Raw genomic sequence first — 24,103 nt, 5'->3', positions numbered from 1 at the left:
GGATTGTTTATTCGGAGAATTTCGAGCGCGCGATGCTAAAGTTCGGGCCGCACCTGCCGTTATCTGGGTCAAACCGTACAGGAACGCCATCGTGAAAATCGATACCACTCCGAACCCGAGCCCCGTCGCGCCGGCCAGCACCGGCAACGGCGCCGCTCGCCCGCAATCCGGCGCGGCCGCGTCGACGGCGCCGCAGGCGTCCGACGCCGGGTCCGCCGGCGGCGACGCGACCGTGAACCTGTCCGGTCTGTCGGGCCAGTTGCGCGCGCAGTCGGCCTCCGGCGGCGCGGACATCGACATGGGCCTCGTCCAGTCGATCAAGGACGCATTGAAGGACGGCACGCTGACGATCGACGCGAACAAGATCGCCGACGGCGTGCTGAACACCGCGCGCGAACTGCTGCAGCAGCAGCGGCCGCGCGGCAACTGAGCCGGCCTCCGGTTTGCCGGCGCCCGGCGCGACGAGCATCACGCGATGAGAGAAGAACTGCTGGCCACGGTCAACGACGAGCACGCGACGGTCGAAGCGTTCGCGTCGCTGCTCGCGTATGAGGAAAAGGCGCTGACGACGGCCGAGCCGCTCGCGATGCTGCCCGACATCGTCGAGAAGAAGACCGCGCTGCTCGACCGGCTCGCGCAGCTCGAGCGCACGCGCGACACGCAGCTCGCGGCGCTCGGCTTTCCGGCCGGCAAGAAGGGCATGGATCTCGCGGCCGAGCGCGACACGCGCCTCGCGGGCTGCTGGACGCTGCTCCAGCAGGCCGCCGAACGCGCGCGCCGCGCGAACGCGAACAACGGAATGCTGATCCGGATCCGGATGGACTACAACGAGCGCGCGCTCGCCGTGCTGCGCTCGGCGCCCGCGCCGGCCGGCGTGTACGGCCCGGACGGACGCGTGTCGGCGCTGATGCGCTGACGCGCCGAGACGGCCGGCGAGCGCCGCGTCGCCTGCGCGGCCGCCGCGCCGCCCACCGACGGCGAAGTTACAGCAGCGGGCACGCCGTCACCTGCGTGCCGCGCTCCACACACATCCGCTCGTAGTCGCGCAGATACGCACGCTCGTCGTCGTCGAGCAGCGCCAGATCGATCAGATCCCAGTCGTAGCCGACCGCAACGAGATTCTCGAAGCGCACCTTGTCCGGCTCCCGCTCGCTCGGGCGGATGACGACGATGTTCTCGATCCGCACGCCACCCTTGCCCGGCACGTAGATGCCGGGCTCCACCGAAATCACCGCGTTCGGCACGAGCCCGTAGGGCGCGCCCGGCGCGAAACGCACGCCGCCTTCGTGCACGTGGATGCCGACGCCGTGTCCGGTGCCGTGCCCGTAGTCGTAGCCGTGATCGCGGCAGACCTGGCGCACGAGCGCGTCGACGTCGCCGCCCGTCGCGTCTTTCGGGTAATGCGTGACGAGCCCCTTGATGCACGCCTTCAGCGCGACCGTGTAGATCTCGCGCTGCCACGGCTGCGCGACCGTGTCCGCACGCGTGCGCCGCAGGACGACGCGCGTGCAGTCGGTCGCGAACCCCGCTTCGTAATACGCGCCGCTGTCGAGCAGCACGAGTTCGCCTTCGGTCAGCTCGACGTCGGCGCTCGCGGCCGTGTAATGCGCGTGCGCGCTGTTCGCGCCGTTCGCCGCGATCGACGGAAACGTCAGCGCGACGGCCGAGCGCGCGCCGTACGCGTCGTTGATCGCGCGCGCGAGATCGTATTCGGTGTGCCGCCGGCCGGGCTCGCCGGCCTTCGCCCAGCGCATCGTCTCGGCGATCGCCGCCGAACTGCGCGCGAACGCGTCGCGAAACCGGTCGAGCACGGCCGGCGTCTTCGCGGCCCGCATCGCTTCGACCGGATTGAAGTCGGCGTGCGTCGCATGCGGCCAGACGCGACGCACGCTGTCGGCGAGCGCGCAGTTCACCGCGTCGAAGCCGTAGCAGACGTGCTCGACCGCGAACTGCGCAACGAAGCGCTCGAGTGCGCCGAAGTCGCGCCGGATCACGTGCAGCGCCGGATACGACACGAGCTCGACCGGACAGCGATCGCAGCCTTCCGGCAGGAACAGCACGATCTGCTCGCCGATCACGAACAGGAAGCCCAGATGCGACGACGCGTTCGGCAGATGGTAGCCGCGGCTGTTCAGCAGATAGGCGAGATCGTCGGACGCGCAGGTGACGAACGCGGTCTTGCCGTCGGCTGCGCCGGTGCGCGCGGCGAGCCGCCGGTTCAACGCCGCGACGTGCTCGGCGACGCGCGCGCCCGTCATCGACTCCGGCAGCTCGAAGATCGGCCGCTCGACGTGCCAGCCGGGCAGCGCGATCGCGCGATCGACGGCGCGATCCGCGACGCTCGACCACGTCAGCGCCGCGTCGCGCGTCGCGGCGAACAGGCGCTCGCGCTGGCCGACGCTGACGCGCCAGCCGTCGTAGCCGATGCGCGGCACGTGCGCCGCGTGCGCGACCAGCCAGTCGGCGATCGCGGCCCAGATGGTCCGATCGAGGCCGAGCTTCTCGACGCGCACGCGCGCGGGGTCGCACTGCTGCTCGGCCTGCAGGTGATAGCGACCGTCGACGAACAGCACGAACGGCGGCATGCCGAGCGCACGCGCGGCCGCTTCGCCGAGAAACACGCCGCAGCCGGCCGAGCCGTCGAAACCGGACAGCGCGTAGCGCGGATTGTTGTGGCGCGGCAAATACTCGGTCACGTATTCGTCCTGCGACGTGACGACGAACGCGTCGAGCTGCAGCGTGTCGAGTGCGCGCGACAGCGCGGCCTGCGTGTCGGCAACGGAAGCTTGATACGGCGAGAGGCTGGAAAAGCTGTATGTCAGTCGATCGATCATCGAAGTGTCGTCCTGTCGTTGTTATCGGCACGCGTGCTGCGGCGTGCGCGTTGTGCTCGCATGCGGCGGGACCGGCCGACGGCCGGGCGGCGCGCATGCCGCAAAGGCGTCGGCCGTGCGGCGTGGCCCGCGCTCGCGCGATATGCCGCAGCGCCGGCGCGCGGATGCGCGGATGCGCGGATGCTTCACGATCCGCACGTGCCGGGCGCGCGAGAATTTTCGTCACACTAAAATTTCGACGCACGCGCGACAGAATCTAGAGCAGCGCGGAATTGAGGTCAAGCTTAAATTTTGGTGCCACTAAAATTCCACGATGCACGCGCGACGCCCGCCGCGCCGACGCGGCCGAACGATGTCGCGCGGTACAATGCGCCGGCATCGCCGCCCGAACCGGCCGTGCCGCGTGCGATTCGCGGAAAACCGCATCCGGGCCGCCGGCGCCGTCCGTCCCCGCCTTCCGGCTCGCTGCCACGAAAGAGATTCATGGATTCAGACATCATGCGTATCGGCCAGCGCATTCGCCGCCTGCGCCGGGAAGCGAAGAAGACGCTGCTGGAAGTCGCGACCGAAGCGAAGCTGTCGGTCGGATTCCTGTCCCAGGTCGAACGCCATCTGACGGGCATCTCCATTTCGTCGCTCGTGAACGTCGCGAAGGCGCTGAACGTGCCGCTCGGCGCGCTGATCGACCAGCCGCGCCAGGCGCAGCCCGATTCGCACGCGGGCCGGCGCGAGTCGTATGCGGTCGACCGCACATCGCAGTGGTACGAACGGCTGTCGACGACGTTCGACGGCAGCCAGCTCAATGCGCTGAAGGTCCGGATGATGGAGGGCTACCGCTCCGAATGGGTCGCGCACGGCGGCGACGAGTTCGTGTACGTGCTGAGCGGTCGCATCTGCTACACGATCGGCAAGAAGGACTACCCGCTGTCGCCGGGCGATTCGCTGCACTTCGATGCGCGCAAGCGGCACCGTGTCGCGAACGTCGGCGACGGGCCGGCGGAAGTGATCGCGGTCGGCACGCTGCCGCTGTTCGACGACAGCCGCGCGACGTTCGTCTCGGCGACGATGGAAGTCGCGCAGCGCACGGGCGACGCGCAGGCCGACGCGCGGCACGCGGAGACGCGCACAGGCGATGCAGCGCCGCGCCGCCGTGCGCCGGTCGCGACGAAGCGCGCGGCAAAGCGCACCGCCAAGCCCGCCGCTCAATCGGCATCCACACCCGCCGATGCCGGCGCGGCGGCATCCGATAGCGAATCGCCTGCGCGCGTCGGCCGCCGCACGGCGAGCGCACGCGCCCCGCGCCCCAAACGCGCGGCGCGCGCGAAGCCCTAAAGCGTCGCCCCGGCAGCGGCGCAACCTGCCCGCCGCATACGCCGACCGCCGAACCTGTCTGCGCTCGGGCGCACACCGTGGCCCGCACCGCATACGCCGTCCTGCCGTCCGCCGCCGTTACTCGCCGATCTCGAGCGCGTGCGCGACCGCCTCGATCCGTGCGCGATGCACGGCGTCCTTGATCTTCGCCGAATCGCTGCCGATCTCGCGCGCGATCGCGCCCGCGTCGACGCTGCGCGCGGCCGCGAGCGCGACGCGCAGCCGCTCGGCCTGCGGATACGGCTGCGCTTCGAGCCCGAGCCGCCCGCGCGCGTCCGCCTCGCATGCCTGCAGCATCTCGGCGAAACGCGCCGGCTTGCGCAGCGCGTCGGTGCGCTCGAAGAACCGCACGAGCGCCGCCGCGCCCATCTCCATCACGCGATGCAGGTTGCCGTGCTCGCGCGCGACGACGAGCGCGAGGTCGCGGCATTCGTTCGGTACGCGCAGCCGCTCGCACAGCGGCTTCAGCAGATCGACGCTGCGGCCTTCGTGGCCGGTGTGGCGCGGCAGGACGTCGTCGGGCGTCGTGGCCTTGCCGAGATCGTGCGTAAGCGCCGCGAAGCGCACCGGCAGCGAATAGCGCTGCTTCGCCGCGTAGTCGACGACCATCATGACGTGCACGCCCGTGTCGACTTCCGGGTGATAGTCGGCGCGCTGCGGCACGCCCCACAGCCCGTCGACCTCCGGCAGGATCCGCGCGAGCGCGCCGCAGTCGCGCAGCACCGCGAACATCCGCGACGGCTTCGCTTCCATCAGCCCGCGCGCGAGCTCCTGCCATACGCGCTCGGGCACGAGCGCATCGACTTCGCCCGCGTCGACCATCCGCCGCATCAGCGCGAGCGTATCGTCGGCCACCGTGAAGTCGGCAAAACGCGCGGCAAAGCGCGCGAGCCGCAGAATCCGCACCGGGTCCTCGACGAACGCGTCGCTCACGTGCCGGAACACGCGCGCGCGCAAATCGCGCTGGCCGTCGAACGGATCGATGACCGGGCCGATCAGCGTGCCGTCCGGGCTCACCTCGCGCGCCATCGCGTTGATCGTCAGGTCGCGGCGCGCGAGATCCTCGTCGAGCGTCACGTCGGGCGCGTAGTGGAACTGGAAGCCGTGATAGCCGGCCGCCGTCTTGCGCTCGGTGCGCGCAAGCGCATATTCCTCGTGCGTGTCCGGATGCAGGAACACCGGGAAATCCTTGCCGACCGGCCGGAAGCCCTGCGCGATCATCTGCTCGGGCGTCGCGCCGACCACCACGTAGTCGCGGTCCTGCACCGGCACGCCGAGCAGTTCGTCGCGGATCGCACCGCCCACAGCGTAGATGTTCATCGCGCCGGCTCGTATTCGGCAATCACGTTCGTCTCGCGCCGCGCCGCGTCGATCCACTGCCGGACCGCCGGCAGCGCGGTGATGCGCGCCGCATAGCCGGCCGCCTCGGGCGAAAGCGTCGGCGCGTACGTGTTGAAGCGCATCACGACCGGCGCGTACATCGCGTCGGCGATGCCGAATTCGCCGAACAGGAACGGGCCGCCCGAGGCCGCGATGCACTCGCTCCACAGCGCGTCGATCCGCGCGACGTCGGCGAGCGCTTCGGGCGTCGCGCCGCGGCCCGGCATCGACGCACGCACGTTCATCCCCATCTGCGTGCGCAGCGCGGCGAAGCCCGCGTGCATCTCGGCCGAGATGCTGCGCGCATGCGCGCGCCGCGCGGGATCGGCCGGCCACATCGGGTACTGCGGATAGCGCTCGGCGAGCGTCTCGGCGATCGCGAGCGATTCCCAGATCGCGACGCCGTGATCGTCGATCAGACACGGCAGCTTGCCGGACGGCGAATATTCGCGGATGCGCGCGGCCGTATCGTCGCGCCGCAGCTCGATCGCGATCTCGTCGAACGGAATGCCGAAATGCGTGAGCAGCAGCCACGGCCGCATCGACCACGACGAGTAGTTCTTGTCACCAATGACGAGTTTCATGATGGTCTTCCGAAAAGCGCGAAAGTGAAAACGGGGATGGGCGCGCCGCCGACGCCGCGCTAGCGGCGCGAGCGGAGCGCTTCGAATCGCGAGCGCTGCGCGGCGTCGCCGAGATAGGCCGGTGCGATGCTCTCGAGACTCGCGGGCACGATGCCGAGTTCCGGCGCGAGCGGCCCCGACAGCACGTTCGGCACCGACATCGACGCGAGATTGTCGCGCGTGATCACGGGCTCGCCGGGCAGACACTCGAACACGCGCGCCTGCAGCTGCGCGAGCGCGTCGGGCAGCCGCACGATGCGTGCCTGCCGGCCCACCAGCGTGCCGCAGTAACGCACCAGCTGCTCGAGCGTGTAGACGGTCGGCCCGCCCAGTTCGTACGTGCGCCCGTGCGCGGCGCTCAGCTCGAGCGTGTTGACGAACGCGCGCACGACGTCGCCAACGAATACCGGCTGAAAGCGCGCGTCGGGCATCGCGAGCGGCAGCACCGGCGCGACGCGCTGCAGCCGCGCGAAGGTATTGAGAAACGCGTCGCCGGGCCCGAACACGACCGACGGACGAAAGATCGTCACCGCGAGCGGCTCGGTCGCGGCGATCGCGTGCAGCGCGGCCTCGCCGTCGCCTTTCGAACGCTGATACATGCTCGGCCCGTGCGAGTCGGCGCCGAGCGCGCTCATGTGCAGCACACGCCGCACACCGGCTTCGGCGCACGCGCGCGCGAGCGCGGCAGGCAGCGCGACGTGCGCGCGCTCGAAGCCGGCGCCGTACGGCGTGCCGCGGCCGCCGTGCAACACACCGACCAGATTGACGGCCGCCTGCGCGCCGGCGACGAAGCGCGCGAGCGAACGCGTGTCGAACGTCTCGAGCTCCACGATGTCGACCGGCAGCATCGACAGATGGCGCGCGTGCTCGCGACGGCGCGTGCCGATCCGGACGTGCTTGCCGGCGTCGATCAGCGCTGCGACGAGCCGGCTGCCGATAAAGCCGGTGCCGCCCAGCAGCGCGACGGTCTGGCCATCCATGGTCGGAACCTCAAAAAGGACACTGCCGCGTCGTGCGCGGCAGTGTGAAGGTTGCGGATCAGGGCGAGATCATGCCCAGCCGTTTCTTCAACGACTGCGGTTTGCCTTCGAACAACGCCGCGTAATACACGGTGTTCGACAACACGTTCTTCACGTAGTCGCGCGTCTCGTTGAACGGGATCGTTTCCGCGAAGATCGCGCCTTCGACGGGCTGCGTCAATACCTGCCGCCACTGGCGCGGGCGGCCGGGGCCCGCGTTGTAGCCGGCCGTCGCGAGCACCGGCGAGCTGTCGAAGTTGTTGTAGATGTCGGCCAGATACCAGGTGCCGAGCTGGATATTGGTATCGATGTCGTGCATCTGCGCGCGCGTGATCGTGCCCATGCCGAGCTTCTTCGCGACGAGCTGCGCCGTGGCCGGCATCAGCTGCATCAGGCCGCCGGCGCCCGCCGACGAACGCGCGCTCGTGATGAAGCGCGATTCCTGGCGGATCAGCCCGTACGCCCATTCGATGTCGAGGCCGGTCGATTGCGCGTAGCGCTCGACGATGTCGCGATACGGCGACGGATAGCGCAGCGTGAAATCGTGCTCGGCCTTCGTGCGATCGGCCGTGTTGACCGTGCGGTCGAGCAGCCCGATGCGCTTGCCGTATTCCGCGGCTGCGAGCAACTGACGGTCGGTCATGCCGCGCAGCGGCCAGTTCCATTCGCGGTTGCCTTCGAGCCGCAGGTTCAGCGAATAGAAGCGCTGCGCGAGCGCGAAGCCCGGCACCTTGCTCATCGCGTCGATCTCCGCGTCGCTGACGCGCGTGCGCGGCGGAATCGTCGTGCGCTGACCGAGCTCCTCGCCGGCGAGCTGCCCGTAGAAGTTGAACTGGCCCGCGACCTGCTCGAATTCCTGGTTTGCCTGCAGCGTGTCGCCGCTTTGCTTCAGCGCGCGCGCATGCCAGTAGATCCACGCCGGATCTTCGCGCAGCGATGGCGGCATCTGCTCGATCGACCAGCGCACCATCGGCCAGTTGCCGGCGAGCAGCGCCGCGCGCGTGCGCCATTCGTAGCCGGAATTCGACAGCGGCGCGTTCGCGGACTTCGCATACCAGACCGACGCGAGCGGCGAGCGCTTCAGCGCGCCCTGATAGCCGATCGCGCCCCACGCGATCGCCTGCTCCTGCTTCGTCAGCGACGGCGCGATCGACGTCAGCATCGCGGCCGCCGAGTCCGGATCGTTGCGCGCCATCCGGCCGAGCGCGATCAGCGCGAGCTGATGCGAGGCCGCGTCGGCGCCGACGCCGCGCGCGAGGTACAGCGGCGGCGCGCTCGTCGCCTGATCGAAGCCGACCGGGCGCGCGCCGAGTGCATCGACGATCTTGCCGCCGAGCGACGTGTAGTTCTGCTCGTACGCGAAGCGCGCCTGCTGCCACACGTCGTCGCTCGTGAACTGCTGATTGACCGCGAGTGCGGTGATGAGGTCGACGCACGCGTCGCCGTAATACTTCGGCTCGACGAGCAGCGCGCGCGCCGCATCGGCGACGTTCTCGCCGCGCGCCGCGCGCGACTCGAGCGCGTAGCACTTGACCTGCGTGTCGTCGTCGAGCACGAAACGCTTGTACTGCTCGTCGAAATTGCGCCAGTCGTGGCGCGCGCCGAGCACGAGCAGATAATCGTTGCGCATGCGATCGGCGATCGCCTGCCCGTCGTAGCGCTGCAGGAACGACACCACGGGCGCGTCCGGCGCATCCACGCGCGCGCGGCCCGTCGAGTCGAACAGCTGCGGCTTGATCTGGAAATACTCGACGTACGACGGCACCGGATAGTTCGGAATCATCGCGGCGAGCTGCGCAGCCTTCGCTGCGTCGTTGCGGCGCGCCGCTTCGCGAAGCTGCACGAAGATCTGGTCGTCCCCGGCCAGCGTGTCGTCGTTCGGGGCGGCACAGGCGGCCGTGCCCGCGACGAGCGCGGCGGCCGACAGCGCGAGCGCGACCGCACGATATACTCGGAAAAGGCTGTTCGACATCGTTTTGAATGGAGCACGAATTGAGCGAAAGCATAGCACGCAACCCTGTGCCGAACCCGAAGGTTGCGCTTCGCAAAACGCTGTCCGGCGCACGCCGCGACGCCGCGTCGCGCCCCGCCGCGAACGCTTCGCTCGAGGCGCGATTGCGTGCGTTGCTCGAGCGGCTCGCGCCCGTGACCGTCGGCTTCTACTGGCCGCTTCCCGGTGAATTCGATGCGCGCGATGCGGTGCTCGCGTGGTGCGCGGCCGGCAGCGGGCGCCGCGCCGCGTTGCCCGTGATCGGCGAGCGCCACACGCCGCTCGCGTTTCACGCGTGGGATGCGCACACGCCGATGCGCGAAGGCCATCACCGCATTCCGGAGCCTGCATCCGGTGTCGTCGTCGTGCCCGACCTGCTGTTGATTCCGTGCGTGGGCTTCGATCTGCAGCGCTACCGGCTCGGCTACGGCGGCGGCTATTACGATCGCACGCTCGCCGCATGGCCGGGCGCGTCGCTCCCGGTCACGGTCGGCATCGCGTACGACGCATGCCGCGTCGACGCGCTACCGGCCGAAGCGCACGATCTCGCGATGGACTGGATCGTGACGGACGCGCAACTCTATCCGTCCGCCGAATGAGGACGCACGGCGGCGTGCCGCATGCATGCCGCCGTCGCGCCGAGGCGCGCAATCGTTTACAGCGATGCCGCCGCGCGCGCGGCCGTGTCGTACAGGCCCGATGCGTGGCGCAGCAGCTGCGCCGCGTCGCCGATCTGCTCGTTCGTGAGGCCGCTGTCCTTCAGCGTCTCGATCAGACAGTGCTCGCGCACCTCGCGATACTTCAGACACAAGTCGCGCCCCGCGTCGGTCGCGGAGAAGAACACTTCCTTGCCGCTTTTCTCGCTTTGCACGTAGCCGCGCGCGATCAGTTTTTTCAGCGCATAGGTCGCGACGTGCGTATCCTCGATATTGAGCACGAAGCAGATGTCGGCGAGCTTCTTCTTGCGTTCGCGATGGCTGACGTGATGCAGCAGCGATACTTCGACCGCCGTCATGTCCTTCGCGCCCGCCGCCGACATGCAACGCACCATCCATCGGTTGAATGCGTTGCCGGCCATGATCAGCCCATATTCGAGTTCCGACAGTTCGGCGCTCGAGTCGGAGACGAGATGTTCGGACGAGACGATCTTGGTCGGATGACGCTTCATGGAGAGGCGGCGCAAGCGGGTTGTCAGGGTGTGCCGAGTGTACGCCAGAAGGTCTGGCGCACACGCTAGGCAAAAACGCTTATTGGTAACTTATCGATATTTTATCGAGAATGTACGTTAACATTGCCGTCCGAACCGTGCCAGTCCGATGACGCAACCTCGCATCTATCCGCTTGGCGACACCGCACTCGTCTGCGAAGTGCCGCCGCCCGCCACGCTCGACTGCCAGCGCCGTGTCTGGGCCGTTGCCGCGCACGCGCGCACGTGGCCCGACGTCGTCGATGTCGTGCCCGGCATGAACAACCTGACGATCGTGTTCGACGCGCTCGCCGCGAGCGCCGAATCGCTGACGCCGCTGCTGCGCGACGCCTGGCAGACGGCCGACGTCGAGCACGCGGACGGGCGCGAGGTCGAGATTCCGGTCGAGTACGGCGGTGCGGCCGGTCCCGACCTGGCGGCCGTCGCCGCGCACACCGGGCTATCGGCCGACGAGGTCGTCGAACGCCATGCGGCCGGGAAATACGTGGTGTTCTTCATCGGCTTCCAGCCGGGCTTCGCGTATCTCGGCGGTCTCGAGCCGGCGCTGCATGTGCCGCGCCGCACCGTGCCGCGCCTCGAGGTGCCGGCCGGCTCGGTCGGCATCGGCGGCGCGCAGACGGGCATCTACCCGGCCACGTCGCCCGGCGGCTGGCAGCTGATCGGCCGCACGTCGCTCGCGCTGTTCGATCCGTCGCGGCAGCCGCCGACGCTCTTGCTGCCCGGCGACCGCGTGCGATTCGTCATTGCCGGAGTCGACGCACGATGAGCCAGAACCACGCACCGGGCAACATCGAAGTGATGCGCGCCGGCCCGCTGTCGAGCGTGCAGGATCTCGGCCGGCGCGGCGCGCGCCATCTCGGCGTCGCGCTCGGCGGCGCACTGGACGGGCTCGCGCTCGAAGTCGGCAACCGGCTCGTCGGCAACCGGCCGGACGCGGCCGCCGTCGAAATCACGTTCGGCCCCGCCGTGTTCCGCTTCACGCGCGCGGCGCGCATCGCGATCACCGGCACCGAGTTCGGCGCGACGCTCGACGGCAAGCCCGTGTATTCGTGGTGGAGCCTGCCCGTCGAAGCCGGACAGACGCTCGTGCTGCCGGCCGCCAAGCGCGGGATGCGCGGCTATCTGTGCATCGCCGGCGGCATCGACGTGCTGCCCGTGCTCGGCTCGCGTAGCACCGATCTCGCCTCGCATTTCGGCGGCCTCGGCGGTCGCGCGCTGCGCGACGGCGATCGTCTGCCCGTGGGCGTGCCGCCGGCCGGCATCGGCTGCCTCGCGCCCGACGCCCCGGAGTTCGGCGTGAAGGCGCCGGCCTGGTGTGCGTTCGTGCGCGTCGACGAGCCGCCGCGCCGCCATCGGCCCGCGCATGCGCCGTGGGCGATGCCCGTGCGCGTGCTGCCGGGCCCCGACTTCGCGTCGTTCGCGGCCGATTCGCAGCAGGCGTTCTGGGACGAGGAATGGCTCGTCACCGCGAACAGCAACCGGATGGGTTATCGCCTCGCGGGTGTCGAACTCGTGCGCGAGCGGCCGGCCGAACTGTTGTCGCACGCGGTGCTGCCCGGCACGATCCAGGTGCCGCCGAACGGTCAGCCGATCGTGCTGATGCACGACGCGCAGACCACCGGCGGCTATCCGAAGATCGGCACGGTGATCCGCGCCGATCTGTGGAAGCTCGCGCAGGCGCGGCTGAACCTGCCGATCCGCTTCGTGCGCACGACGCCCGAAGCCGCGCGCGCCGCGCTGATCGCGGAACGCGCCTATCTGCGTCAGATCGACGTCGCGATCGAGATGCGCGAGGAGGCGCGCCGCCGCGCGCAGTCGCGCGCCGCGTGACGACGTCCGGAACGCGACGACGTTCCGGGCGCGCCGCGCAATGAGTGGATGAGGAACATCATGGAAATCGATCTGAATGCCGATCTCGGCGAAGGATGCGGATCGGACGAGGCGCTGCTCGACCTCGTCACATCGGCAAACATCGCATGCGGCTGGCATGCGGGCGGCGCCAATGCGATGCGCGACTGCGTGCGCTGGGCCGTGCAGAAAGGCGTGGCGATCGGCGCGCATCCGAGCTTTCACGATCCGGAGAATTTCGGGCGCAAGGAAATGCAGCTGCCGGCCGGCGACATCTATGCCGGCGTGCTCTATCAGCTCGGTGCGCTGTCCGCGATCGCGCAGGCGGAAGGCGGACGCATCGCGCACGTGAAGCCGCACGGCGCGCTGTACAACCAGGCGGCGCGCGATCCGATGATCGCGGATGCGGTCGTGTCGGCGATCCACGATTTCGATCCGTCGCTCGCGGTGTTCGGGCTTGCGAACAGCGTGTTCGTGGCCGCCGCGCGGCAAGCGGGGCTTGCGGCCGTCGAAGAGGTCTTCGCCGATCGCGGCTATCGCGCGGACGGTTCGCTCGTCCCGCGCAGCGAGCCCGGCGCGCTGATCGACGACGAAGACGCGGTGCTCGCGCGGACGCTCGACATGGTGCGCGACCGGCAGGTGCGTGCGGTGAGCGGCGAATGGGTGCCGCTCAATGCGCAGACGGTCTGCCTGCACGGCGACGGACCGCATGCGCTCGCGTTCGCGAGAAGGATTCGGGAGGCGCTGGAAAAGGCGGGGGTGGCGGTGGCGGCGCCGGGGGCGTTGCAGGCGGGAGAAGGGGTTTAGCGGGGTCGTTCCACAAGTGCGGCACAGCGCGGCGAGCGCTGACGATCTCCGGCCGTGCGATCAAACAAGTGTCGTTGTCCCTGTCGTCCCGCGACGGGACCTGCATATCCAAACAACCGATAACGCGTCGGGCTTTCAAGGACCGGCGTTACTCGCCCTCCGCCGATAAGTCGTATATTTCTCGCCGATTTCACAAGAACCGTGAGAAATTCCATATTCTCGCGAAATTAAACCGCTGATAGCCTTCACTCTCGAGGCCGGCAATCGAGCCGACTCATCACCCGTAATCAATCGAGAGGAAAATCAAGTCATGCGCGTCCTGACCAAAGAGGAAATCTCGCACGCAAGCGGTGCGATTACCTGCACACTCAACCCGAATCCGATCAATTACGCCGAACTGGGCGGTGCCATTGCTCTCGGCGCGCTCGGCGGAAACTGGCCGGGAGCGATTCTTGGCGGAGGCATCAACTACCTGTCGCAAAGCTGGAATTGCGTCTGGCGATAAATACGGATCCGGCGCTCACGCTCACTGAGCGTCGGACTCGGCCACCCACTCGCTAGAATCAGCCCTTCTTTTTTGGTTAATCAATGAAAATGAAAGACATTGCTGAGGCGGCACGGCAGTTTTCTCGTTATGGCATCTTCCTGGGGCCGCTTGCCAGCCGTGCAAAAAACCGATGCGTTGGCGTCCTGGTGGGCGGCACAGCCAGAGGGCTCGTATTCGCAGCGGGATACGCGCTCTTGCTATATGCGCTTGACACGTGGTCGCCATTCAAATGGCTGGCGGGCACTGTCGCTTTCCTGCTGTATGCGTTCGTGCTCGAGATATATGGAAGCCGACGGAAGCAGCAGTAGAACGCTCGCTCCACTCGGTCTCCGCCCATGGCCACGACGGAAACCGTACTTAAACCTTACTTCACGACCTCACCGCTCGCTTGAACAAAAAATCGCGAGCAAACTCTTATTTTCGAGATGGAATAGAATTCGCAAAAACCTTCAACAAAATACATTTACCAAAACTCCGACCAAGGAATCCAAACCATTAATTCGCACAAGAAATGAAAATACACGAACTGGGGCTCATTAATCCTACCGACACCGCCATGCACATGTCACCTCCTTCGATATTTTATTTTCATGCAAGATCGTCCGATCCGGCAGTATGGCCGGCGCAATTCACGGAGAACAAGCGACGCGCGCTCATTGAGATCGAGTCGCGCACAACGATCGGCATTTCGCCTGTGATTTACCGCGCGCTTCGATTTTCCGGTCGTTGCATTGACGCTTTCGACCGAAGCTGACACACGCAAAATCAGCATGATGCCTGGATCACGCTCCCCTCTTTTTCGCAAGGAAGCGCAGGACGCACAACGCACACCGGTCTTCGGTTCGATCGTCCTCGCAGGCCCCGTCTCGTTCGCGACGGCAACTGCCGTTGCGATCTGCATCGCGCTCGGCGTCATCCTGCTGTTCGTGTTTGGCAGCTACACACGGCGGACAACGGTGGCCGGCGTCGTCGTACCGAATACCGGGTTGGTCAAGATTTACGCCCCCCAGCCGGGCATCGTCCTGGTCCGACACGTCACCGAAGGGCAACATGTCGAGAAAGGGCACTCTATGTTCGTCGTCTCGCGCGAGTTGCACAGCGCGGCCAACGGTCAAACCCACGCGGCGCTCATCGCGAGCGCACACCAACGCAAAATCGCCCTGCAGCATGAGATAGACAAGGTGCGCATCCTGCACCGAAGCGAACTGGACAGGCTGCACGCGCGGATCGCCAATCTACGCGCCGAACTCGGACGCATCGACGTGCAGCTTGCGAGCCAGGAGCGTCGCACCCACCTTGCGGTCGATGCGACGCTACGCTACGACCGACTGCTTGCAAATGATTTCATCTCGAAGGACGAGGCGCAGCAACGTCACGCCGACCTGTTCGATCAGCAATCGAGGTTGCAGGGTCTGAAGCGTGAACGCGCCGCATCCGCCCTGGCGCTCAACGATGCAATCAATGAACTGTCCGGACTGGGACCGAAGCACCAGAACCAGGTGTCGCAAATGAGACGCAGTGTCATCGACGTCGATCAGACAGTGATCGAGAGCGAGGCGCAGCGCGAATTCATCGTGACCGCTCCAGAATCGGGAACCGTGGCGGCTGTCCTGACGGAGCCCGGACAGACAGCCGATGGCTCGCGTCCACTCGCCAGTATCGTGCCAGACGGCGCCCATTGGCAGGCCCATCTTTTCGTACCGAGCGAAGCAATTGGATTCATCCGGACCGACGATTCCGTCTTGATTCGCTATCAAGCGTATCCATACCAGAAATTCGGGCAATACGCGGCAAAGGTCGTGTCGATTGCGCGCTCCGCGCTGTCTGCAGCCGAACTCTCGAACAGCGGCGCACCGCCCGAGATCATGGGCAGCTTTTACCGCGTCACCGTTGCGTTGAAAGAGCAGGATGTCACCGCGTACGGCGCATCGCAAAAGCTTCAAGCCGGCATGTCGCTTCACGCGGATGTCTTTCGGGAACGGCGCCGGCTGTACGAATGGGTGCTCGAACCGCTCTACAGCATGACCGGCAAACTCTGACATCTCATCGTCCATGTCGCTTATCGACCGCCTCTCCCTCCCTCTCCGTCGGAAGCTTCCGATCGTCCTGCAAACTGAAGCAACAGAATGCGGGCTGGCCTGTCTTGCGATGGTAGCCGGACATCACGGCCATCATGTCGACCTCGCGGCGCTGCGTCGCCAATTCGGCATCTCACTGAAAGGAGTCGGTCTCGCGCGGCTCATGGAGATCGCCGATCACCTCGCGTTCGGCACCCGCGCACTCAAGCTCGAACTGGAGCAACTTGCCCAACTGCGAGTGCCTTGCATCCTGCACTGGAACTTCAACCACTTCGTCGTATTGCAGTCCGTCGGAGCCAAGTTCGCCACGATTCATGATCCCGCTCACGGCCGTCGCACACTGTCGCTCGACGAGGTATCGCGAGCCTTTACCGGCGTCGCGCTCGAACTGTGGCCGACAAATCGATTCAAGCGTGTCGATCCTGCTCCGCCAATCAGGTTGCGTGCGCTGATCGGTCCGATTTCAGGGCTCGGCCGCTCTCTGGGCCAAGTCCTGCTGCTGGCACTGGCCCTCGAGATCTTCGCGCTGACATCGCCTCTTTTCCTGCAGTGGGTCATAGACGAAGTCATCGTCAGCACGGACCGCGACCTGCTCACCGTGCTCGTGCTCGGCTTCGGACTACTCTTGCTCATGCAGCAAGGCACGCATGCGGTGCGGGTCTGGATACTGATGTACTTCAGCACGACATTGAACGTGCAGTGGCGCGCGAACCTGTTTGCTCATTTGCTCAGCCTCCCGGTCCGCTACTTCGAGCGACGCCATCTGGGAGACATCGTTTCTCGATTCGGAACCATCGACACGATCCAGAAAACGCTCACCACATCGTTCCTGAGCGCAATCATCGACGGTCTGATGACGATCGCGACATTGCTCATGATGTTTCTGTACAGCCGTGCACTGGCGCTCGTCGCACTCGGCACGATGCTGATATACCTCCTGCTGCGCTGGCTCTGGTATCACCCGCTTCGACAAGCGACCGAAGACGAAATCGTGCATGGCGCCAAGCAACACAGCCATTTTCTGGAGACAGTCAGAGGCGTGAAGACCATCAAGTTGTTCAACCGGCAAAGCGAGCGCCGCGCCACCTGGTTGACGCTGCTGGTCAATCAGGTGAATTCGGGTTTGCGCGGGCAAAAACTCCAGTTGCTGTACCAGCAGCTCAACGCGCTGCTCTTCGGTATCCAGGGCCTGCTGATTATCTGGCTCGGCGCGACGATGGTGATGGACGGTCAGTTCACGGTCGGCGTGCTGATGGCGTTCAATGCGTACAAAGGCCAGTTCGATAGCCGGGTCGGCAGTCTGATCGACAAGTTCTTCGAAGTGAAAATGTTGCAACTTCAGGGCGAGCGGCTTTCCGATATCGTGCTCGAAGCTGCCGAGCCCAACATGACGCAGCGTCTCGTGCCTGGAGAAACGGAACAGCTTGCCGCGAGCATCGAGGTCGACAATCTGACGTTCTCTTACGCAGACGGAGAACCGGCCGTGCTCGACGGCCTCTCGTTGAAAATCCACGCCGGTGAATCGGTTGCGCTCGTCGGCCCGTCCGGGTGCGGCAAGACGACTCTCGTTAACATACTGCTCGGCATTCTCGAACCGGTCCGCGGCACGGTGCGGATCGGCGGAATTGATCTAGACCGTATCGGACTTGATCAACTGAGGACGCTCGTCGGAACCGTAATGCAGGACGACGTCCTGTTCGCGGGGTCCATCGCAGACAACATCAGCTTCTTCGATGCCAGCCCGGATGCAGACTGGATCGCCGAATGCGCATCAATCGCTGCGGTGCACGACGATATCGTGACGATGCCGATGGGATACAACACGCTTGTCGGCGACATGGGAACCGTGCTGTCGGGTGGACAGAAGCAACGGATTCTGCTCGCGCGCGCACTCTACAAACGCCCGAAGATCCTCGTGCTCGACGAGGCCACAAGCCATCTCGACCTGCAACGCGAACACCAGGTCAATGCAGCCGTCAGCACATTACAGATAACCCGCGTCATCGTCGCGCATCGCCCGGAAACGATCGCATCCGCGTCACGCGTGATCGTTCTGAATGGCGGCAAGGTCGCGTTCAATCGGCCGACTTCGCCGTTTGCTAACCCGGTATCGGCGTCCAAGGAACGCTCCGCCCGATGAAACGTTGCGCGTCCGCCCTGCTCATTGCCATTTCCGCATTTCCTCTGACCGCCCTGGCCGCCCCAATCGACATGCTCGCAGGTCGCATCGGCACCCCGGCGTTTTCGATTATCGAAGCTGCCGCATGCCCGACTGCCGAGATCGACGCGCCGTTCGAACTGGAAGATGTGATTCTTCGAGCCATCTGCATGCATCCTCGCGCGCGCCAGACGTGGGCGGCCATACAAGCACGTATTTCTGCAGTCGGATCGGCCAGGAGTGCGTATCTACCGTCGCTCAGCGCGAGAGCCGGAATTCAGCGCGATACGGTTTCGACACGACATGACTACAGTGCATATGGTCTCGGCTCAGTTGACCGTTCTCAGACGATGTCGGCAAGCGATGGCTCACTGGAGCTGACCTGGCTGCTTTTCGATTTCGGTCGGCGCGGCGCGAACGTACGACAAACACGCGCGCTGCTCGCTGCCGCCCATGCAAACCACGACGAGACGCTTCAGACGATCTTTTTCGATGCCGCTCGCGCTTTTTACGCGGTGCGTGATTCACAGGCTGCCGTTCGTGCTGCGCAGTTGACCGAAGACGTGGCGGTGGAAAGCGTAGCGATCGCACGCGCAAAACATGAAGCGGGCGCCGGAACCTTAAGCGACCAATTGCAAGCGATCACGAGCTATCGTCGGGCCGTGCTGGACCGCGTCACAGCCGAAGGCGATGCGCGCACGGCTGCAGGCCTGCTGTCGGTTGCGATGGGCCTTGGCCCCAACGTACCGATCAGGATTTCGACTGCAGACACGATACCGGACGAACGCGCCGTGACCGCAGGCATCGACTCGTTGATCGACGAGGCAAAAACCCGTCATCCCGCACTGGTAGCTGCACGCGCAATACTCGATGCGGCCCGGGCGGACGTCGACGCCGCTCATGCTGAAGGCCGCCCTACGCTGTCGTTGGCCGGCAAACGAACGCGCAACAAGTCCTTCGGACAGCGCTCGGGAGAAGCACCCGTTTCCCCCAACGGCAGCAGTACGATTGGCATTCAGTTGACGATTCCGCTGATCGATGGCTTCGGCTCCCGCTATCGCGTTGCACATGCTCGGGCCCGAGCGGACGAGCGGGAGGCAGAGTTGCGTAACACCGAGCTGCTGATATCGGCGGAAGTCTGGAAGAGCTATCACGGCCTGCAAGCCGACGCGGCCAACCTGACAAACTCAAGAGACCTGCTCGAGGACGCCGATCGCTCGCTCGATATTGCGCGCGGACGCTACAAAGAAGGTGTAGGCACATTTACCGAATTGCTCAATGCTCAGGCAGCCCGGGCCGATGCAGAACGGCAACGTGTGCAGGCCGTATCGAAATGGAGAATGTCGCGACTGAGGCTCGCGACCAGCCTCGGCAATCTGCGATTATCGAGGCCCGATTGGATCGGCCGATACGATTGACTTCCTCGCGTTGGCAATCCGCTGTCACCGATTTGCGGAAACATCCGCTCCGACGACCACGATCAAATACGCTTTGGCTCCCTTACGGCCACCCGCGCCACTCCAGGCTCCTGAGGAACGTTCGGCAGATAACCCAGCGCCACGGCCTTGTAGATGGCATGCGCCCGGTTATGGGCGTTCAAGACGCGCAATACGTTGCCGATATGATTGTCGACGGTTCCCTCCGCAAGCCTCAGCGTCGACGCGATGACCTTCGTCGGATAGCCGACGCACAGCAGCGACAACACGTCGCGCTGGCGATTCGTCAGACGCTGCAGCGGGTCGCACTCTGATCCCGGATCGGGAAAGCATCGGCGGCCGTCGAGCACGGAGCGCAACGCTGCGGTGAACTCGTCGACCGACGCCATCTTGTCGATGCAGCCCGCCATCCCCATCCGCTTGGCCTCCCTGATCCAGAATGGGCGATGAACCGACGTGACCGCCACGCATCGATTCGCCGCTCCCCTCTCGCAACACTGATGGACAAGCGACAGGCCGTGACCGCCACGAACATCGAGATCGACAAAGATGCGAAACCATCTGCACGTATCCCGAACCGAATTCATGGCGCTTTCCGCACAATGACAAACGGTCAATTTCACCCGCTCGTCGATCATCGCGAACGCGAGCTCCATTGCATGCGCGACGATCGGCTGCGATTCGATCAGCAGAATAGGTCGCGTCCGATACCGGTCGTTCATCGATTCCTTATCCATGGTTCTGGCGTTTTCCTGGATGGCGGGCACATCGTCCCAACCCTGCCACGACAACCATCTCAAAACAACGACCGGCCAGCGCACGGTCGCCACGACCGAATCGAAGAAAAGATTCGACTATCGGGCTACGCATCGTCTGGAGGCTTGACGGGGAAAGTCCGCGGCCGGCATGTCGCAGGACACGACGGAAAGAGACGCAACAGGAATCGCCGCAAACCCAGACGGGCATCGGTCGACCCGCGACGATGGCTAGCGCCAAAAACTATTACAAACCGCAAACTGACCTGCGGCTCGCAACGTCGTGTTGCGCGGCGCGGCTCGAGCGGCATTTTGTCGGTGAAAGGAGAGGTCCCGGTGACGCAGGACAAACGCGACGGCGCTGTCGATCGGGCGCCGCACAAAAGAAAAAAGCGCCCTCGTAGCGCTTTTCTGTCGACGTATTCGCCGCGGCTTCGCCGTCTGTCGATACGTCCACCAAACCGTCTGTCGGCAGCGACCGGAAAGCTGCTCCGGATGAAAAAACGTCCGCCGCCGCCCGATACTGCATTCCCCGGTCGGACGACGGAACGCTGCTTTTCGCAAGTCGGTCCGCATGCATTTGTTATCCGACGATGATGGCCCCGCCGTGCATGCAGCCACGCCGTGGCCGGCACGCTGACGACGTGCCGGCTGCGCTCACCCCGCGCTTTTTTTGCTACCCCGTAGAACTTACCTGTACTTATCTGTTCTTTTCATTTTTTCAACTTGTGATGCGAAGAATAGAGATTGGCCGAACCGGATGTCAATCGTTTTAAACGCTATTTTCCGACGAATCGAGGGTTTTCCTGATCGGTGCGCCGCGCGCCGCACACGTCGCGTGCCGTCGATGCGCAGGCAATCAAACGGGGATGGATCGAAGCGGCGCGTCGGGCGCCTTCAGTTCGCGTCGACGCTGTAACCTTGTCGACGCAACAATTCGAGCACGCCGCGCGGGCCGCCCAGGTGCAGCGCGCCAATCGCGACGAACAGCGGGCGGTTCGGCGCCGCAATTGCCGTCATCCGTGCAACGAAGCGCCGATTGCGTTCGTACAGGATCTTGTTGTCGATCGACGCCGACAACGCCTTCGATCGCGCCAGCCGTTCGCTCTTCGCGACCGCCCATGCGGCGATCGCATCGGCGTCGCCAATTCGCCACAGTCGGTGCAGCGTCTTCACGTCGTCGGCGTTCTGCGCGGGCGTCTGCACCATGTCCTGCGCGAGCATTTCGCGCTGCTCGGCGAGCGTCAGGCCGGTGAACGCGCGCATCTGCTCGGCCAGCGTCTCGAGCCCGATCACGCGGCCGCCCTTCTTCTTCAGGAATACGTTCTGTAATTGCGCCTCGGTGCCGTACTCGGTCTGCAGGCCGGCCGACAGCGAATCGTAGGTCTCGACGACGAGCGACGCGAGCCACGGCCGCATCTTGCGGATTTCCGCGAGCGCAGCCGGATTGCCGTGCAGACGCGCCGCGAGCCGCTGCCACAGCGGCTCGGGCAGCAGCCGGGGCAGGCAGGCGTAACGGCAGACGCCGTACTTCGCGACGTCGTCCTGCGATTCGAGCAGATCGTCGGGCGACAGCTCGAGCGCGAGCGTCGGCGACGCGGCGAGCGCGGCGAGGATGCGCGGCCGGAACGGCTGCGCGCTCGGATAGTCGGACGGGTCGCCCGTATGCAGCGTGCCGAGCACGTAGAGCGTGACGCGGCCCTTGGTCGCGACGTAGAACGGCATGCGCGCGGGCTGCACGCGCACCGCGCCGCGCGCGACGGTGCCGTTCGACTCGGACGGCGGCACGTGAAAGCCCGGCAGGCTCACGCCGGGCGGCGGCACCTGTGACGGATGGATCGGCGACGTGGCGGGCGCTCGCCCTTCGGCGCGCGCCACGTCGACCGGCACGCCGATGCCAGCCGCAAGGCATGCACCGGCCAGCGCAGCGCCCGTCACGGTGCGCACGCTCCAGCGCCGCGCGCTGCGGCAGGCGCGCAGCATGCGCGCGCTGCCCGCTCCCGAACGGCGCGCGCTCGACGCGCGCGCCGCCAACCGTTCAGGCATTCGCCTCCCCCACCTCCTCGGCGCGATGGCAGGCCACGCGGCGTCCGTCGACGTCGCGCAGCTGCGGTTCCTCGACACGGCACCGCTCGATCGCATACGGGCAGCGCTGGTGAAACGCGCAGCCCGACGGCGGATTGAGCGGCGACGGCAGCTCGCCCTGCAGCTTGATCTGCACGCGGCGGTCTTCCTCGAAGATCGCCGGCGTCGCCGACATCAGCGCGCGCGTATACGGATGGCGCGGCCGTGCGTAGATCGTCGCCTTGTCGCCGAGCTCGGCGACGCTGCCGAAGTACATCACCATCACGTCGTCGGCGACGTGCTCGACCACCGCGAGGTTGTGCGAGATGAACACGTAGCTCGTCTTGAACTGCTCCTGCAGATCCATGAACAGGTTCAGGATCTGCGCCTGGATCGACACGTCGAGCGCGGACACCGGCTCGTCGGCGACGACGATCCGCGGCTCGAGGATCATCGCGCGCGCGATCGCGACACGCTGGCGCTGCCCGCCGGAGAACATGTGCGGATAGCGCTTCGCGTGCTCGGGCCGCAGCCCGACCGTGCGCATGATCTGCGCGATGCGCTGCGCGCGTTCGACCGCGGTCAGCTTCGTGTTGATCTCGAGCGGCTCGGCGAGCGTCTGCTCGACGGTCTTGCGCGGATTCAGCGACGCGAACGGATTCTGGAACACCATCTGCACGCGGCGGCGCAGCTCGGCGATCGTGTCGCGGCTCGCGCCGGCCACGTTCTGGCCGTCGATCGAGAGACGGCCGGACGTCGGCGTTTCGATCATCGTGAGCTGGCGCGCGAGCGTCGATTTCCCGCAGCCCGACTCGCCGACCACCGCGAGCGTGCGGCCGCGCTTCAGCGCGAACGACACGCCGTTCAGCGCCTTCACCGTGCCCTGCCCGAACATCCCGCGCCGCACCGTGTAGTGCTTCGCGAGCTGGTCGGCCACCAGCACGTCGTCCTCGTCGTGCTCGACGCGGCGCGTTTCGTTGACAGCATTCATCGTGCGCCTCCGTTCAGGTCGACATGGGACAGGTTCAGCGGCTTGATGCAGCGCGCGCGCATTGCATCGTTGCCGGGCACCAGCGTATCGAGCGCCGGGCGCGCCTTGCGGCAATCGTCGACGACGTACTTGCAGCGCGGCGCGAACAGGCACCCGGACGGGCGATCATCGCGGCCCGGCACCATGCCCGGCAATGCGGCAAGGCGACGCGCCCCCTTATTGTGCTCGGGAATCGCCGCGAGCAGCGCTTCGGTGTACGGATGATGCGGCGCGCGGAAGATGTCGGGCACGCGGTTGGTCTCGATGATCTCGCCCGCGTACATCACGGCGACGCGCTGCGCGACCTCCGACACCACGGCCAGGTCGTGCGAGATCAGCACGAGCGCCATCCCGCGCTCCTTCTGCAGCTTGACGAGGAGATCCATGATCTGCGCCTGGATCGTCACGTCGAGCGCGGTGGTCGGCTCGTCGGCGATCAGGAGCTTCGGGTTGCATGCGACGGCCATCGCGATCATCACGCGCTGGTTCATCCCGCCCGACATCTGGTGCGGAAACGCGCCGATCCGGTTCTTCGCGTCGGGAATACCGACCTGGTCGAGCAGCTCGAGCGCGCGCCGGTGCAGCGCGTCGCCGCGCAGCCCTTCGTGCAGCTTCAGCACCTCCTTGATCTGGTAGCCGACCGTATAGCTCGGGTTCAGGCTCGTCAGCGCGTCCTGGAACACCATCGCGACGTCCTTGCCGACGATCCTGCGCCGCACCTTCGGCGACGCCTTCAGCAGATCCACGCCGTCGAACGTGATCTCGTCGGCCGTGATCTTGCCCGGCGCATCGATCAGCCCCATCAGCGCCATCATCGTCACGCTCTTGCCGGAGCCCGATTCGCCGACGACGCCCACCACCTCGCCCGGCGCGATCGACAGGTTGATCCGGTCGACCGCGGGCAGGCCGTTGAAGTTCACCGCGAGATTGCGGATGGTCAGTAGATTCGAAGTCAT

At 66.0% G+C, this 24,103-nt stretch carries 22 protein-coding genes; 12 read left to right on the top strand and 10 right to left on the bottom strand.

Features of this window, described 5'->3' with window-relative positions; all coding sequences use genetic code 11:
- Positions 1-91 precede the first annotated feature (91 nt).
- Both flgM and BCR55_RS08440 read left to right on the top strand, forming a co-directional pair.
- Complete coding sequence (gene flgM / locus BCR55_RS08445) at positions 92-430, top strand: flagellar biosynthesis anti-sigma factor FlgM (protein WP_006402754.1); 339 nt, start codon at positions 92-94, stop codon at positions 428-430.
- Between the two features lie 45 nt (positions 431-475).
- Positions 476-916, top strand: coding sequence for a flagella synthesis protein FlgN (locus tag BCR55_RS08440; protein ID WP_006402753.1), 441 nt, complete (start codon positions 476-478; stop codon positions 914-916).
- Between the two features lie 67 nt (positions 917-983).
- Here the strand turns inward: BCR55_RS08440 and BCR55_RS08435 are convergent, their stop codons facing one another.
- Positions 984-2,834, bottom strand: coding sequence for a M24 family metallopeptidase (locus tag BCR55_RS08435; RefSeq protein WP_006409598.1), 1,851 nt, complete (start codon positions 2,832-2,834; stop codon positions 984-986).
- A gap of 483 nt (positions 2,835-3,317) precedes the next feature.
- On the opposite strand from BCR55_RS08435, the gene BCR55_RS08425 reads away from it, so the two are divergent.
- A complete protein-coding gene (locus BCR55_RS08425) occupies positions 3,318-4,166 on the top strand; it encodes a helix-turn-helix domain-containing protein (protein WP_065494440.1) in 849 nt (282 codons plus the stop codon).
- Between the two features lie 117 nt (positions 4,167-4,283).
- Here the strand turns inward: BCR55_RS08425 and BCR55_RS08420 are convergent, their stop codons facing one another.
- Genes BCR55_RS08420 through BCR55_RS08405 form a run of 4 tightly spaced genes read right to left on the bottom strand, consistent with a single transcriptional unit; the run spans position 4,284 to position 9,199 of the window.
- Positions 4,284-5,525 carry a multifunctional CCA addition/repair protein gene (locus BCR55_RS08420; protein ID WP_065494439.1) on the bottom strand — a complete coding sequence of 414 codons (1,242 nt, stop codon included), beginning with the start codon at positions 5,523-5,525 and terminating at the stop codon, positions 4,284-4,286.
- Entirely contained in the window at positions 5,522-6,169 is a 648-nt protein-coding gene (locus tag BCR55_RS08415; protein ID WP_059939346.1) for a glutathione S-transferase family protein, read from the bottom strand. The genes BCR55_RS08420 and BCR55_RS08415 overlap by 4 nt, the downstream gene beginning before the upstream one ends.
- Positions 6,170-6,228: 59 nt before the next feature.
- Entirely contained in the window at positions 6,229-7,188 is a 960-nt protein-coding gene (locus BCR55_RS08410; RefSeq protein WP_065494438.1) for a complex I NDUFA9 subunit family protein, read from the bottom strand.
- Positions 7,189-7,246: 58 nt separating this feature from the next.
- Positions 7,247-9,199, bottom strand: coding sequence for a lytic transglycosylase domain-containing protein (locus tag BCR55_RS08405; RefSeq protein WP_006409600.1), 1,953 nt, complete (start codon positions 9,197-9,199; stop codon positions 7,247-7,249).
- An 8-nt stretch (positions 9,200-9,207) separates the two neighbouring features.
- Here BCR55_RS08405 and BCR55_RS08400 point away from each other — a divergent pair, with 8 nt between their 5' ends.
- Positions 9,208-9,816, top strand: coding sequence for a 5-formyltetrahydrofolate cyclo-ligase (locus tag BCR55_RS08400; protein ID WP_044582484.1), 609 nt, complete (start codon positions 9,208-9,210; stop codon positions 9,814-9,816).
- Between the two features lie 56 nt (positions 9,817-9,872).
- Here BCR55_RS08400 and BCR55_RS08395 read toward each other — a convergent pair whose 3' ends face one another.
- Positions 9,873-10,385 carry a winged helix DNA-binding protein gene (locus tag BCR55_RS08395; protein ID WP_006408041.1) on the bottom strand — a complete coding sequence of 171 codons (513 nt, stop codon included), beginning with the start codon at positions 10,383-10,385 and terminating at the stop codon, positions 9,873-9,875.
- A 148-nt stretch (positions 10,386-10,533) separates the two neighbouring features.
- On the opposite strand from BCR55_RS08395, the gene pxpB reads away from it, so the two are divergent.
- From pxpB to BCR55_RS08355, 8 genes are all read left to right on the top strand, one after another.
- Entirely contained in the window at positions 10,534-11,190 is a 657-nt protein-coding gene (gene pxpB, locus BCR55_RS08390; protein WP_006409605.1) for a 5-oxoprolinase subunit PxpB, read from the top strand.
- The gene (locus BCR55_RS08385) at positions 11,187-12,254 is read left to right on the top strand and encodes a biotin-dependent carboxyltransferase family protein (protein WP_065494437.1); all 1,068 of its coding nucleotides are present in this window, start codon (positions 11,187-11,189) and stop codon (positions 12,252-12,254) included. Before pxpB ends, BCR55_RS08385 begins: the two co-directional genes overlap by 4 nt.
- Before the next feature lie 60 nt (positions 12,255-12,314).
- On the top strand, positions 12,315-13,079 hold the full coding sequence (pxpA, locus tag BCR55_RS08380; protein ID WP_065494436.1) for a 5-oxoprolinase subunit PxpA: 765 nt from the start codon (positions 12,315-12,317) through the stop codon (positions 13,077-13,079).
- Between the two features lie 310 nt (positions 13,080-13,389).
- Positions 13,390-13,584, top strand: coding sequence for a hypothetical protein (locus BCR55_RS08375; RefSeq protein ID WP_006402740.1), 195 nt, complete (start codon positions 13,390-13,392; stop codon positions 13,582-13,584).
- An 83-nt stretch (positions 13,585-13,667) separates the two neighbouring features.
- Complete coding sequence (locus tag BCR55_RS08370) at positions 13,668-13,934, top strand: hypothetical protein (protein ID WP_048995242.1); 267 nt, start codon at positions 13,668-13,670, stop codon at positions 13,932-13,934.
- Positions 13,935-14,396: 462 nt separating this feature from the next.
- The gene (locus BCR55_RS08365) at positions 14,397-15,665 is read left to right on the top strand and encodes an HlyD family secretion protein (RefSeq protein WP_006408046.1); all 1,269 of its coding nucleotides are present in this window, start codon (positions 14,397-14,399) and stop codon (positions 15,663-15,665) included.
- A gap of 13 nt (positions 15,666-15,678) precedes the next feature.
- Positions 15,679-17,844 carry a peptidase domain-containing ABC transporter gene (locus BCR55_RS08360; RefSeq protein WP_065494435.1) on the top strand — a complete coding sequence of 722 codons (2,166 nt, stop codon included), beginning with the start codon at positions 15,679-15,681 and terminating at the stop codon, positions 17,842-17,844.
- A complete protein-coding gene (locus BCR55_RS08355; protein WP_065494434.1) occupies positions 17,841-19,280 on the top strand; it encodes a TolC family protein in 1,440 nt (479 codons plus the stop codon). Before BCR55_RS08360 ends, BCR55_RS08355 begins: the two co-directional genes overlap by 4 nt.
- Before the next feature lie 62 nt (positions 19,281-19,342).
- Here BCR55_RS08355 and BCR55_RS08350 read toward each other — a convergent pair whose 3' ends face one another.
- The 4 genes from BCR55_RS08350 to BCR55_RS08335 all read right to left on the bottom strand — a co-directional run bounded on the left by BCR55_RS08350 (position 19,343) and on the right by BCR55_RS08335 (position 24,103).
- Complete coding sequence (locus BCR55_RS08350; protein WP_226823100.1) at positions 19,343-20,128, bottom strand: response regulator transcription factor; 786 nt, start codon at positions 20,126-20,128, stop codon at positions 19,343-19,345.
- Between the two features lie 822 nt (positions 20,129-20,950).
- Positions 20,951-22,099 carry a TraB/GumN family protein gene (locus BCR55_RS08345; protein ID WP_035488790.1) on the bottom strand — a complete coding sequence of 383 codons (1,149 nt, stop codon included), beginning with the start codon at positions 22,097-22,099 and terminating at the stop codon, positions 20,951-20,953.
- On the bottom strand, positions 22,092-23,108 hold the full coding sequence (locus BCR55_RS08340) for a peptide ABC transporter ATP-binding protein (protein WP_006408052.1): 1,017 nt from the start codon (positions 23,106-23,108) through the stop codon (positions 22,092-22,094). The genes BCR55_RS08345 and BCR55_RS08340 overlap by 8 nt, the downstream gene beginning before the upstream one ends.
- Positions 23,105-24,103 carry an ABC transporter ATP-binding protein gene (locus BCR55_RS08335; protein ID WP_065494433.1) on the bottom strand — a complete coding sequence of 333 codons (999 nt, stop codon included), beginning with the start codon at positions 24,101-24,103 and terminating at the stop codon, positions 23,105-23,107. The genes BCR55_RS08340 and BCR55_RS08335 overlap by 4 nt, the downstream gene beginning before the upstream one ends.

Source organism: Burkholderia sp. CCA53, from assembly GCF_001685525.1.
Lineage (GTDB): Bacteria > Pseudomonadota > Gammaproteobacteria > Burkholderiales > Burkholderiaceae > Burkholderia > Burkholderia multivorans.
The sequence above is the reverse complement of the archived record's forward strand: the minus strand, read 5'-3'. Positions and strand labels throughout refer to the sequence as shown.